Origin of the sequence: Spongiimicrobium sp. 3-5, from assembly GCF_046557915.1 — a bacterium.
Lineage (GTDB): Bacteria > Bacteroidota > Bacteroidia > Flavobacteriales > Flavobacteriaceae > JBHEBG01.
Window position 1 is genome coordinate 439364 of record NZ_JBHEBG010000004.1, and the last position, 12325, is coordinate 451688.

The window sequence follows — 12325 nt, forward strand, 5'->3', positions numbered from 1 at the left end:
TCTAAGACAAATTTTCTTACAAAAGGTTTAATCCACTATCCGGCCAAAGATTGCATTGTTACCAACTTTTTGTACATTCCATTGGCCTCAAGCAGTTCTTTATGCGACCCTTGCTCCACGATTTCTCCTTGGTGGAGTACCACGATGGTGTTGGCATTCTGGATAGTAGAAAGTCTGTGGGCAATAACTATAGAGGTTCTGTTGCGCATCATTTTCTCCAAGGCATCTTGTACTAATCGCTCACTTTCCGTATCGAGCGCAGAAGTGGCTTCGTCCAAGATCATTAGAGGTGGGTTCTTTAGTACGGCCCTGGCAATGGACAAACGCTGTTTTTGGCCACCACTTATTTTGTTACCCCCATCACCAATATTGGTATCGTACCCTTTGGGCAATGCCATGATAAATTCATGGGCATTGGCTATTTTGGCCGCTGCTATAATTTCTTCATCTGTGGCTTCTTCTTTTCCTAGGGAAATGTTCTTTTTTATGGTATCGTTAAAAAGTATGGAATCTTGGGTTACCAAGCCCAATAATTCCCTAAGCGATTTTTTGGTAAGGTCCTTAATGTCCGTCCCATCTATCTTTATTACCCCTTCATTAACATCGTAAAAACGTGTAACCAAATTGGCAATGGTACTTTTACCACTTCCAGATTGCCCAACAAGGGCCACGGTACCTCCTTTGGGTACGGTGAGGTTAAAATTACGAAGGACATAATCGTCCTCATATTTAAAAGAGATATTTTCTAAGCGAACGTCTTTATCGAAGCTGGTTTTTGATATTGCATTGTCCTTATCTTTTATAGGGTTCTCCGTTTCCAAGATTTCCAGTACCCGCTCTGCTGCGGCGTTCCCTTTTTTTACACCATAAGAAGCTTTGCTAATTGCCTTTGCCGGGGTTAGAATGTTGTAGGCCAAGCCCATATAGGCAATAAAGGATGAAGCATCCAGGGTACGATGTACCAAAACCATCTTACCTCCAAACCAAAGCAATACCCCAATGACCAGGATACCTAAGAATTCCCCAGTGGGGGATGCTAAGTTCTGTCTGTTGAGCAGTTTATTGGAAAATCTAAAAAAGCGATAGGTAGAAGTCTTAAATGTCTTAAAGAAGCGCGATTCTGCATTAAACGCCTTTATTACCCTAAGACCGCTAAGGGTCTCTTCGATAATGGACAAAAATTCGCCCTGCTCTTTTTGTACGCGATCCGATTTTTTCTTTAGCGATTTACCAATTCTAGAAATGATCATCCCCGCTATGGGTATAAATATGAAGACAAACAGCGTGAGCTTTGTACTTATCCCGAACATAATTATAATGGTGAAGAGGATGGTCAGTGGTTCTCTTACGATCAACTCTAGAACGGACAGGAAAGAATGCTGAATTTCCAAAACATCAGAAGTAATGCGGGCAATTACATCTCCTTTGCGTTTTTCGGAGTAGTAACTAATGGGCAATTCAACCACCTTGCGGTACATGTTGTTCCGGATGTCCTTTAAGACTCCGTTTCTAAGAAAGGTAATAAAGTACATGGCCAAATAGTTGAACACGTTTTTAAGGAGAAACAATACCAATACCAGGCCAATGACCAAGACCAACCCTTTCATTTCGTCATCTCCAGAATAAATAGTAACCCTATAATTCATATAATCTTGGAGATAGTCCTTTAAATATCTTATTCCTGTGTAATTGGGTGCTTCGAGTACTTTTTCATCTTGTTTAAACAACACATCCAACATGGGGATGAGGGCCGCAAAGGACAATGCACTGAAAAGGGCATAAAGGATATTGAAAAAAATGTTTAGGTAACCGTATTTGCTATATGGTTTCGCAAAGCGAAGGATTTTCTTAAAATATTCCATTAATGCAGTTTCAACTCGGTGAGTATCCGAGTTATTTTATCGTCCAAATCTTTTTCGACCAATTTAAAATCCTCGGCCTTGTTTAGCGGCGCGTTTATGCTGAAGTAAAATTTTATCTTAGGCTCTGTGCCACTTGGGCGTGCTGCCATCCGTGTTCCGTCCTCCGCAGTATAAATAAGTACGTTAGATTGTGGTATGTTTATTTTTTCAGTCTTTCCGGTCAGTATGTTTTTCGCTACGGAGGTGTTATAGTCGTGGATCCAAACTACTTTGGAACCGTCTATGGTTTTAACAGGATTCTCCCTAAAGTCTACCATCATTTGCTTTATCTCCTCGGCCCCGCTCATTCCTTTTTTGGTTAGGGAGACCAACTTTTCTTTGTAGAAACCGCAATCTACATAACAGTTTATGAGGTCTTCATAAAAAGATCCTCCCATGGCCTTTGCGCTAGATCCTATTTCGCAGGCTAGTAGGGTAGCGGTAACCGCATCTTTGTCCCTTACAAAATCGCCTACCATAAAGCCAAAACTTTCCTCGCCCCCACCTACAAAATCTTGTTGTGGAAAATCCTTTATCATTTTGGCAATCCATTTAAATCCGGTCAAGGCTGTTTTGCATTCCACTTTGTAGATCTCGGCCAGTTTGTCCATCATAGGAGTGGAAACAATGGTAGAGGCTATGTATTCGTTTCCTTTCATTCCTTTCTCCTGTCTTCTGTCCAACAAAAATTTGGTCATAAGGATCATGGTCTGATTACCGTTCAGAAGCTCCATATTCCCTTCCAGGTTCCTTACGGCTATACCTAATCGATCACTATCGGGGTCCGTACCTACAACCATATCCGCTCCAATTTCCTCGGCTTTTTTAATGGCCAAGGTCAGTGCCTCTGGTTCTTCGGGATTTGGGGATACAACTGTGGGGAAATTTCCATCGGGCTCGGCTTGTTCTTCTATAATAGTTACGTTGGCATATCCGGCACGTTTTAGAACCTCTGGAATAGCGGTAATGGAGGTGCCGTGTAATGAGGTGAAAACAATTTTGAAGTTATCCTTTCCCTGTGATCCGAAGTCTCCATTGGCCACGGAAGCGTTAATAAAAGCTTCGTCCACATCCTTATCAATCAGTTCTATGAGCGTTTCATCAGCATTAAATTTAACATCTTCAAAAGTAAGGCGGTCTATCTCATCAATGATTGCATTGTCTTGAGGAGGTACAATCTGTCCGCCATCTGTCCAATACACCTTATAACCGTTATATTCTGGAGGATTATGCGATGCTGTTAATACAATACCTGCATGGCAGCCCAAGTGCCTTACAGCGAAGGAAAGCTCCGGTGTTGTGCGTAGTTCCGAAAACAAATACACTTTAATATTGTTTGCGGCAAAAACATCGGCTACAGTTTTGGCCAACGTATCACTATTATGACGGCAGTCGTAAGCTATGACTACTTTTATTGCTTCTGTCGAATATACTTTTTTTAAGTAATTGCTAAGTCCCTGAGTGTTTTTCCCCAAGGTATATTTGTTTATTCTATTGGTGCCAGCGCCCATTATGCCCCGCATGCCACCTGTGCCAAATTCTAAATCACGATAAAACCGATCCTTAATTTCCTCGGGATCCTTCTCCAGGAGCTGTTGTACTTCTTTTTTAGTTTCAGAATCGAAAAAATCGGTCAGCCAACTCTTGGCGGTATTTACAATAGGATCCATATACGTTTGGAGATTTATTTAACACTTCAAAATTACGAAGAATATTGGTTTTCTTTTGGTCTTAGATTTAATTCCTCGGAAATAGTATAGCGTGTTTCATTTTTTCGCGACCGTACCATAATTTCACCTAAAAAACCTGCCAAAAAGAGCTGGGTACCAATTATCATGGAAGTTAGAGAGATAAAAAATTGGGGGCGGTCTGTTATAAGTCTACCCGTTGGGTGAATAAATAGTTTGTCGATCCCTAAATACAGCGCAAACCCCAAACCTATTAAAAACATAACTACACCCAAGGCACCAAAGAGATGCATTGGCCGCCTACCGAATTTGGAAACGAACCATATGGTTATTAAATCTAAAAAGCCATTTATGAAACGTTCCATACCAAATTTAGTTTTACCGTATTTTCTTGCTTGGTGCTGTACCACTTTCTCGTCTATTTTAGAAAAGCCGGCGCTTTTGGCCAGTACTGGTATGTAGCGATGCATTTCGCCCGATACTTCAATGGTCTTCACCACCTCTTTTTTGAAAGCCTTTAGGCCACAGTTAAAATCGTGCAGTTTTACACCAGATGTTCTGCGAGCCGCCCAATTGAATAGTTTGGAGGGGAGGTTTTTACTGATTACGGAATCGTACCGCTTTTTCTTCCATCCAGAGATTAGATCGTAATTTTCCTTGGAGATGAGCCTGTACAATTCCGGAATTTCCTCGGGGTTGTCCTGCAAGTCGGCATCCATGGTTATCACCACATCTCCATTGGCAGCTTTAAAACCTGCATGCAATGCCTGCGATTTCCCAAAATTCTTTAGAAACCTAATACCCTTAACCTGGGGATTGGTTTCCGAAAGGGAGGTTATTATTTCCCAAGAACCGTCGTTGCTACCGTCGTCTATAAAAAGGATTTCATATAAAAAACCGTTGGACTGCATCACTTTTACAATCCAATCGTGCAGCTCTTCTATGGATTCTTCTTCGTTGAGCAGCGGAATAACTATGGACAAATTCATTGAATACTTTTGGGAAATCTATTCAAAAGTACAAATTTACTATCAATAAGCGGGCTTTTGCTTTTTCATGAATAGGCCCGTTACCAATGCAATGATCAACCCTAGAATTATATTGATAATCAGGTAAAAAGGATATCCCATCCAAAAGAATTTTAGGCTCATCTCTTTCTGCTGTTGTATGGCCTCTGCCGACAACTCTCCGGAAGCTTCTACCTCTGCCATGCGATAATCAATGGTTTTCTGGGCAAAATCCGGATCTATGAAGTTAGAAAGAATCAAAGAATAAATTACCCCAATAATAGCGGCAACTAGGGCGATACCGGCACCCAATTTAAGTGCCTCGCTAAGTGTTAGGAAACCTCCATTGGCTTTTTTATAGCTAAAAATACCCCATACAATTACAGCTACCATCATGGTAATGCCTATGATGGTATTGGAAATCTCTTGTGTGTAATGGGCATCCATGGTATACAACATTATGCCAAAGGCAACTCCAAGTGCCCCTAGAATAAGTCCGTAGTTCAGTGAAAATTTTCCTGTTTTGGGTTGGTTTTCTTCCATTTTAAGAATTGTTTATAGGTTTTATATAGATTAGTTGCTCCGCACAGACTTTTGTTACATTTAAAAATACGATTTTCTTTGCCTTTTTTAAGAATTAAAATTGTTGTTTTGAGAAAAATAAGTAAATTTGCACCTCTAAAATCTAGAAGACGTAAAGATTAGTTAAGATGAGAAAAGACATACATCCGGAGAATTATAGAATGGTAGCCTTTAAAGACATGTCCAATGACGATGTTTTTATCACCAAGTCTACCGCAGATACTAAAGAGACTTTGGAAGTGGATGGCGTTGAGTATCCTTTAGTGAAATTGGAAATTTCCAGAACATCACATCCTTTCTACACCGGAAAATCCAAATTGATCGATACAGCAGGGCGTATTGATAAGTTCAAGAATAAGTACAAAAAATTTAAGAAAGAGGAATAAAATTCTTTTCTGCAATATAAAGTTACGCCCCCGATAGCATCGGGGGCGTATTTTTTTTAATTTTATTCAAAATCCAACCAATGAACTACATTCTTTTTGACGGACCAGTTAGAAAAGCCCTATTGCCCCTTACCTATACGAGACCTGTAGCCGAAATTAGAATAGGAATACTGACCATTCGCGAAAAATGGGAAAAATACTTGGGGTATACCACTACTTCGCTAACGGAGGAATATCTTTCGGAAAAGTATCCTATGGTAGAGATGGAACGCAACATAATGATCAATGCCTCTTTTTTACCTAATCCAACTTTAGTCCGTGCCGTAAAGGCACTAAAAGAAAGGGAAGCCATTTTTTATGGCGAGGAAGTTATTGCCTTTTTCTCTTTGGAGACTCAGGAAAATATAGATTTTGAAGACTATAAATGTATTGAGTTTGAAGAAGATGTTCTTCGGATTCAACATACTTGGGATATCTTTTCCAAAAATGGGGAAGCGCTTCAAGCAGATTTTGATCTTATCACTAAGGATAGGAAAAGCGCCGCAATTTCTAAAACCAATACGGTATTGAACCCTCAAAACATTTTTTTGGAAGAGGGGGCAAAGGTAGAGTGCAGTATCCTTAACGCAAATGAAGGGCCAATATATATTGGCAAGGATGCAGAGGTTTTGGAAGGTAATATGATTAGGGGCGGATTTGCACTTTGTGAAAAGGCCGTGGTAAAAATGGGTGCTAAAATTTATGGCCCTACCACAGTAGGACCCCGTGGCAAGGTATGCGGTGAGATAAACAATTCGGTGATCTTTGCCAACTCCAGTAAGGGGCACGATGGATATCTTGGGAACTCTGTTTTAGGCGAGTGGTGTAATATTGGGGCGGACACCAATAATTCCAATCTTAAGAATAACTTCGATCAGGTGCGCCTTTGGAGTTATGAAACCGAAGGTTTTGCACGGACCGGACTCCAATTTTGCGGTTTAATCATGGGCGATCATAGCAAATGTGGCATTAATACAATGTTCAATACAGGTACAGTGGTAGGTGTTAACGCCAATATTTTTGGAAGCGGCTTTCCAAGAAATTTTATTCCTAGCTTTAGTTGGGGAGGAGCAGCTGGTTTTACTACTTACCTTCCAAAAAAAGCGTTTGAAGCGGCAAAGGTAATGATGGCACGCCGAAAAGCGGAGTTTAACGAAGAAGAAGCTTCTATATTGAACCACGTTTTTGAAGAAACAAAAAAATGGCGTAAAAGTTACCATAGCTAAATTAACGGAACTATCCATTTCTTTATACTTAGCGCATAAGTTGGTATATTTGCAATCCAAAAAAATCAGCATCGAATTCCATGGAAAGGAAAGTAGCATTTTATACTTTGGGATGTAAACTTAATTTTTCCGAAACCTCTACTATAGCCAGGGGCTTTCAGGAAGATGGGTATTTGCGTGTGGATTTTTCGGAGCCGGCGGATATGTACGTCATCAATACTTGTTCGGTCACAGAAAATGCAGACAAACGTTTTAAGACCATTGTTAAGCAAGCGCAAAAAACCAATCCAAAGGCCTTTATTGCAGCCATTGGTTGTTATGCCCAACTAAAGCCAGAGCAACTGGCATCGGTAGATGGGGTAGACCTTGTGTTGGGAGCCACGGAAAAGTTTAAGATTGCCGATTATATTAATGATCTATCCAAAAACGACTTTGGAGAAGTGCATTCCTGTGAAATTGGGGAGGCAGACTTTTATGTGGGTAGCTATGCCATTGGCGATAGGACCAGGGCTTTTTTGAAAGTACAGGACGGATGCGATTACAAATGTACTTATTGTACCATTCCCTTGGCCCGGGGTATATCGCGTAGCGATAGTCTAGAAAATGTATTGAAAAATGCATCGGAAATAGCTGAGCAAGGCATCAAGGAAATTGTGCTCACAGGCGTCAATATAGGAGATTATGGAAAGGGTGAGTTTGGCGACAAAAAGCACGAGCACACTTTTTTGGACCTTGTTAAGGCTCTGGACAAAAAACAAGGTATTCATCGGCTACGTATTTCTTCCATAGAACCCAATCTACTGAAGGATGAAACCATAGACTTCGTTACCCGTAGCAATTCTTTTGTACCGCATTTTCATATACCCTTGCAAAGCGGAAGTAATACCATTCTAAAATTGATGCGCAGACGTTATCAAAAAGAGGTATACGTAGATCGCGTTAATAGAATAAAAGAAAGGATGCCCCATGCCTGTATAGGCGTAGACGTCATTGTTGGCTTTCCGGGGGAGACCGAGGAACATTTTTTGGAGACCTACCATTTCCTTAATACGTTGGATATTTCTTATCTACACGTGTTTACCTATTCTGAACGAGACAATACAGTAGCGGCTTCCATGGAGGGTGTAGTATCTAAAAAAGTAAGGAACAAGCGGAGCAGAATGCTCAGGGGCCTGTCCGTAAAAAAACGAAGGGCCTTTTATGAAAGTCAGTTGGGAAGTGAAAGAACCGTACTTTTTGAAGGGGAGAACAAACAAGGGTTTATACAAGGATTTACAGAGAATTATGTTAAGGTAAAAACTCCTTGGAATCCGGAATTGGTAAACACCTTACAAAAAGTAGTGCTTACCGAAATTGCTGAAGACGGCTTGGTTAGGATGCAATTCTCGACAGATAGGGTAATGGCATAAAAAAACCTCTCGAGTGGAGAGGTTTGAAGAAGTTAGATGCGTATGCCTACCGGTAACATTTCTTTGTATTGCCGGTTTTTTCTTAAAAACCCTGCAATTTGCGGACTGGTAGGAACCACTCGAAGATTTTTCTCTTGTATGTGGTTAAGCACACCTTTGATAAAATCCTCTTTAAAATTTTCTTTTACAATCTCTTCAGGAATAACCAACTTGGTTAGAAAAACTTTACGTTCTTGTGATGAGTACTCAATCTTGGCTAAATGACCATCCATTCTAGTTTCAAATTGGCGTAAGAAACTATTATCCTTAATTTCTACTTCATTCATATAGTTTGATTTTTAATTTTGATTGGTCTTAAAACTACAACGTTCTCAAATTGTAATTTAAAATCACTGGTTGGATTAAGTTATTATTTCTTCGGGGTTAAATTTTGGTTAGGACAGCAAAAGTACTAAAAAAAATGGTAATTTCCTATTTTTACGGAGAGTTAACACAACATGACCATTAACAAAATACACGTTTACTTTATGCCGGGAATGGCTGCAAATTCTACAATTTTCAGCAATATCTCCTTACCGAAAAAACAGTTTGAACAGCATTTTCTGGATTGGTTTGTTCCCGAAAAAGGAGCAACATTACAGGAATATGCTTTGGCAATGAGCAAAAGAATAGTACACAAAAATCCAGTTTTGGTAGGTGTTTCCTTTGGGGGCATGTTGGTACAGGAAATAGCAAAACACATCGAGGTAAAAAAAGTGGTTATCGTATCTAGCGTAAAAACAAAATCCGAATTACCAAAACGTATGATTTTTGCCAGATATACCAAAATCCACAAATTACTTCCCACGGGTTTGGTAAACAATGTGGAATTGTTGGCCAAATACGCATTTGGGGAGACGGTAACAAAAAGATTGGAACTTTACGAACAATATCTTTCCATAAGGGACAAGTACTACATAGATTGGTCCATAGATCAAATAGTTAATTGGGAACCAAAAGAATCCCCGTCCAATTTGGTGCACATCCATGGCGAAAAGGACGCAGTGTTTCCCAAGGTCAACATTAAAAACTGTATTACCGTTAAAAACGGTACCCATGCCATGATCATTCATAGATTTAAATGGTTTAATGAACATTTGCCTGCAATTATATTGGAATAAATGAGTTATTTATTTCAAAGAAATAGAAGATTGGTCTAGATATCCTATTACAATTAAGAAGTTTTTTTCCGCTAAATAATGGGCAATACCATTGTTAATTGTGAAAACGGGAAAGCTGTCAAAGATATTTTTAAATTATTTCTTCAGTATATTTGAACTATGAATAAAGTAAACGTTATGCGGTTTTTGAAAAATATTTTGATGGGTTTGGGATTGGTTTTTGTATTGGGCAGTCTAATTTTTGCCGTGCAAAATACAGGTGATGTAGCCAGTGTAGAAAAGGACGAACAAATGGACAATGAAGTTAAGGGGTATAGGATTTCTGCCATCGATATTCCCAAAGATCTTAGTTTTGCTGGGGAATCTGTTCCTTCCGATGACCCGGAGATCATGGAGCGTGTAGACCGCGAATTTTTGGTCAATACCTATTGGCAATCTAACGCATTGCTCTTAATGAAAAGAGCCAACAAATATTTTCCTATCATAGAGCCAATTTTGGCAAAGAATGGGATTCCGGACGATTTTAAATATTTGGCCGTTGCGGAGAGTGGGCTACAAAATGTGGTATCTCCTGCGGGCGCTACTGGCTTTTGGCAAATAATGAGAGCCACCGGAAGGGAGTATGGATTAGAGGTAAACACCAATGTTGATGAGCGTTATCATATAGAAAAAGCAACGGAAGTGGCCTGCAGGTATCTAAAGAACTCAAAAAAGAAGTTTGGGAGTTGGACGTTGGCCGCAGCCTCGTACAATGCAGGATCTGGTTCTATCAATAAATTTATGGGTATTCAGAAAGCTGAAGGATATTACGATTTGCTGTTGGGAGAAGAGACGGGCCGTTACGTTTTTAGGATTTTGGCAATTAAGGAAATCCTTTCCAATCCGGATAAATATGGTTTCGACATTGCCCAAGAAGATTTGTACAATTCCGTTCCCACCTTTACGGTGGAAGTTAACGAACCCATTGCCAACTTTGCCGATTTCGCCAAACTTTACGAAATAAATTACAAAGTATTAAAACGGCACAATCCATGGTTAAGGGAGCCACATCTCAACAACAACTCCCGTAAAACATATGCGATAGCGATTCCGAACAAGGGTTACTACAAAATTATTAAGTAAAGAAAATTTAGATTTTTTTCATCTGTTGCTGCATCATCCGTATCTGCTCGGTAAGCATATTGTTCTTGTCCAATTTCTTGGCTTCCTGTAGTAATTGGGTAGCTTCGCGTTTACGGCGTTTTTGCATAGAAATACCGGCCAAACTTAATTTGGCCATGGCAATATCATAATCCATGGTAAGTCCAAGTTTCAATGCCTTTTTAAAGTATTTTTCCGCCTGGGTAAGGTTCTTTTGTGAAAAAATAATACCGTGGAGGTAATTATAATATCCCTGTTGTTTTTTAATTAGGGCAGCTTCCGGATTTTTTATTTTGGACAGCCACTTTTGTGTACCTTCCAAATCTTGCTTTCGCATCCTAAGAAATGCCAAAAGGATCATTTCATTACGGAAATAAAGAAATACAAAGATCAGGGAAAGCAAAATCAAAAATATTCCGTTTCCAATGTTGCCTTCCACAAATTGATATACGGCGTACGCAATTATCAAAGCAGCTATTACTAGTTTAATATTTTTATTGAACATATTATTCTTCTATTAATTCGTAGGTAATCGTAGATTTTATCTTGGTAGGTATTTCTTGTTCCCCAAGTTGGGTTATTGTAGAAAAACCTTCGGACAAACCTTCAACTTCCATTTTTTGGATAAAACCAGAATCCAAATTGGCCGTTATTTTAGTTTGTTGTGTACCATTAAGGAGCATGGTGGTAGCAGGTTCCTTAATATCCATTACCACTTCGGCCTTACCACTTATCATCGCCTGGGCAGCCGTTATTTCATCCAAAGCCCAGGAATTTTTTGTATTAAGCTTGCCCGTATAGCTATTTTCCCATGTGCTGCCAACACTTACAGGCTCATCTGGATATATATAGGTCATTTGCTTGTAACTGTTGGATAGCGCTTCGGAGCCAAACTCCTTTTCCAAGGATTTCTTCATTAGGTTCAGAGAAAACTCGTCTTCAATACCAGAGGCGTCCGCCATTTTGGAAACCAAACTATCCCCGCCAATAACCTGAAGGATGTCTCCGGTTCTGGCCAAAGTAAGCATTACCGGACTGTTAAGGAGGCTGTTAAAAATTTTGGATTGCATGTCTCCTTCTATTACCTCACTGGCCTTTACGTTCATCAATTCTCCCTGTATACTGGATGTCATACTTAGATTAAGGTCTTTGAAACGCAGTTCAATTTCATAACTGTCTTTTGCCAGAGCTACAACCTTAAACTCTAAAATACCATTGATTACATTTGTAATCTCGTGGGCAGCACCCTCTAGTTCCTGGGTAATAATCTGCACCGCATCTTGTTTTACGGTAAATACCTCGCCTTGCTTCAAATTATACTGCAGGGAAGTCTGTGCAAATAGGACGGAACTGTAAAGAAAAAGGATTAGGGGCGACAGTAAAAATTTCATGTTTTGGATGGCTTGTAATTCCACTGCGGCAAAAGTAATAAAAACAATTCGAAACATTTTTATATTTCGGTTTGGCAAAGCAAAAACTCTTCGTATATTTGCGCCCAGATTTTGCAGAGTATAATTGCAAGACTTTCAAATAGTATTTATAAGCACGGTTAAATTATTCTGGGATGAAAAGAACATATCAGCCATCAAAGAGAAAAAGAAAGAACAAGCATGGCTTTAGGGAACGCATGGCGTCTGTGAATGGTAGAAAGGTTCTTGCCAGAAGAAGAGCCAAGGGAAGAAAAAAACTATCTGTATCCTCTGAGCTGAGACACAAAAAATAATGACGATATTCTTTAAAATAAATTGGTGTTACTTTTCTAAAAGTAGCACCTTTTTTTTGTCCAA

Annotated in this window: 13 protein-coding genes; 6 read left to right on the plus strand and 7 right to left on the minus strand. The window is 39.6% G+C overall.

The features are described 5' to 3' along the window. Positions 1–35: 35 nt before the first annotated feature. The 4 genes from ACEQ81_RS16240 to ACEQ81_RS16255 are packed head-to-tail and all read right to left on the minus strand — an operon-like array spanning position 36 to position 5139. A complete protein-coding gene (locus ACEQ81_RS16240; protein WP_411031966.1) occupies positions 36–1862 on the minus strand; it encodes an ABC transporter ATP-binding protein in 1827 nt (608 codons plus the stop codon). Continuing rightward, positions 1862–3571: a phospho-sugar mutase gene (locus tag ACEQ81_RS16245; RefSeq protein ID WP_411031967.1), complete on the minus strand. Its 1710-nt coding sequence runs from the start codon at positions 3569–3571 to the stop codon at positions 1862–1864. The genes ACEQ81_RS16240 and ACEQ81_RS16245 overlap by 1 nt, the downstream gene beginning before the upstream one ends. 32 nt (positions 3572–3603) lie before the next feature. Continuing rightward, entirely contained in the window at positions 3604–4578 is a 975-nt protein-coding gene (locus tag ACEQ81_RS16250) for a glycosyltransferase family 2 protein (protein WP_411031968.1), read from the minus strand. Positions 4579–4620: 42 nt separating this feature from the next. Next, complete coding sequence (locus ACEQ81_RS16255) at positions 4621–5139, minus strand: DUF4199 domain-containing protein (protein WP_411031969.1); 519 nt, start codon at positions 5137–5139, stop codon at positions 4621–4623. A gap of 167 nt (positions 5140–5306) precedes the next feature. Between ACEQ81_RS16255 and ACEQ81_RS16260 the strand changes: the two genes are divergently transcribed. The 3 genes from ACEQ81_RS16260 to mtaB all read left to right on the plus strand — a co-directional run bounded on the left by ACEQ81_RS16260 (position 5307) and on the right by mtaB (position 8238). Continuing rightward, on the plus strand, positions 5307–5564 hold the full coding sequence (locus ACEQ81_RS16260) for a type B 50S ribosomal protein L31 (RefSeq protein WP_411031970.1): 258 nt from the start codon (positions 5307–5309) through the stop codon (positions 5562–5564). Positions 5565–5644: 80 nt separating this feature from the next. Beyond that, entirely contained in the window at positions 5645–6829 is a 1185-nt protein-coding gene (locus ACEQ81_RS16265) for a GlmU family protein (protein WP_411031971.1), read from the plus strand. 80 nt (positions 6830–6909) lie between these two features. Further along, the gene (mtaB, locus tag ACEQ81_RS16270) at positions 6910–8238 is read left to right on the plus strand and encodes a tRNA (N(6)-L-threonylcarbamoyladenosine(37)-C(2))-methylthiotransferase MtaB (protein WP_411031972.1); all 1329 of its coding nucleotides are present in this window, start codon (positions 6910–6912) and stop codon (positions 8236–8238) included. Between the two features lie 32 nt (positions 8239–8270). Here the strand turns inward: mtaB and ACEQ81_RS16275 are convergent, their stop codons facing one another. Next, positions 8271–8564 (minus strand): GNAT family N-acetyltransferase, encoded by a 294-nt coding sequence (locus ACEQ81_RS16275; RefSeq protein ID WP_411031973.1) that lies wholly within the window; start codon positions 8562–8564, stop codon positions 8271–8273. Between the two features lie 171 nt (positions 8565–8735). On the opposite strand from ACEQ81_RS16275, the gene ACEQ81_RS16280 reads away from it, so the two are divergent. Further along, entirely contained in the window at positions 8736–9398 is a 663-nt protein-coding gene (locus ACEQ81_RS16280; RefSeq protein ID WP_411031974.1) for an alpha/beta hydrolase, read from the plus strand. Positions 9399–9575: 177 nt separating this feature from the next. Next, positions 9576–10520, plus strand: a complete 945-nt coding sequence (locus ACEQ81_RS16285) for a lytic transglycosylase domain-containing protein (RefSeq protein ID WP_411031975.1) — start codon at positions 9576–9578, stop codon at positions 10518–10520. Between the two features lie 7 nt (positions 10521–10527). Here ACEQ81_RS16285 and ACEQ81_RS16290 read toward each other — a convergent pair whose 3' ends face one another. Continuing rightward, a complete protein-coding gene (locus tag ACEQ81_RS16290; RefSeq protein WP_411031976.1) occupies positions 10528–11043 on the minus strand; it encodes a DUF2892 domain-containing protein in 516 nt (171 codons plus the stop codon). Between the two features lies 1 nt (position 11044). Further along, the gene (locus tag ACEQ81_RS16295; RefSeq protein ID WP_411031977.1) at positions 11045–11929 is read right to left on the minus strand and encodes a DUF6263 family protein; all 885 of its coding nucleotides are present in this window, start codon (positions 11927–11929) and stop codon (positions 11045–11047) included. A 173-nt stretch (positions 11930–12102) separates the two neighbouring features. Here ACEQ81_RS16295 and rpmH point away from each other — a divergent pair, with 173 nt between their 5' ends. Then, entirely contained in the window at positions 12103–12261 is a 159-nt protein-coding gene (gene rpmH, locus ACEQ81_RS16300) for a 50S ribosomal protein L34 (protein WP_411031978.1), read from the plus strand. The last annotated feature ends 64 nt before the right edge of the window (positions 12262–12325 follow it).

Excerpts from the sequence above, each read along its gene's own strand:
- ACEQ81_RS16240 (WP_411031966.1), bottom strand. The coding sequence starts at position 1,862 with ATGGAATATTTTAAGAAAATCCTTCGCTTTGCGAAACCATATAGCAAA.
- ACEQ81_RS16245 (WP_411031967.1), bottom strand. The coding sequence starts at position 3,571 with ATGGATCCTATTGTAAATACCGCCAAGAGTTGGCTGACCGATTTTTTC.
- ACEQ81_RS16250 (WP_411031968.1), bottom strand. The coding sequence starts at position 4,578 with ATGAATTTGTCCATAGTTATTCCGCTGCTCAACGAAGAAGAATCCATA.
- ACEQ81_RS16255 (WP_411031969.1), bottom strand. The coding sequence starts at position 5,139 with ATGGAAGAAAACCAACCCAAAACAGGAAAATTTTCACTGAACTACGGA.
- ACEQ81_RS16260 (WP_411031970.1), top strand. The coding sequence starts at position 5,307 with ATGAGAAAAGACATACATCCGGAGAATTATAGAATGGTAGCCTTTAAA.
- ACEQ81_RS16265 (WP_411031971.1), top strand. The coding sequence starts at position 5,645 with ATGAACTACATTCTTTTTGACGGACCAGTTAGAAAAGCCCTATTGCCC.
- mtaB (WP_411031972.1), top strand. The coding sequence starts at position 6,910 with ATGGAAAGGAAAGTAGCATTTTATACTTTGGGATGTAAACTTAATTTT.
- ACEQ81_RS16275 (WP_411031973.1), bottom strand. The coding sequence starts at position 8,564 with ATGAATGAAGTAGAAATTAAGGATAATAGTTTCTTACGCCAATTTGAA.
- ACEQ81_RS16280 (WP_411031974.1), top strand. The coding sequence starts at position 8,736 with ATGACCATTAACAAAATACACGTTTACTTTATGCCGGGAATGGCTGCA.
- ACEQ81_RS16285 (WP_411031975.1), top strand. The coding sequence starts at position 9,576 with ATGCGGTTTTTGAAAAATATTTTGATGGGTTTGGGATTGGTTTTTGTA.
- ACEQ81_RS16290 (WP_411031976.1), bottom strand. The coding sequence starts at position 11,043 with ATGTTCAATAAAAATATTAAACTAGTAATAGCTGCTTTGATAATTGCG.
- ACEQ81_RS16295 (WP_411031977.1), bottom strand. The coding sequence starts at position 11,929 with ATGAAATTTTTACTGTCGCCCCTAATCCTTTTTCTTTACAGTTCCGTC.
- rpmH (WP_411031978.1), top strand. The coding sequence starts at position 12,103 with ATGAAAAGAACATATCAGCCATCAAAGAGAAAAAGAAAGAACAAGCAT.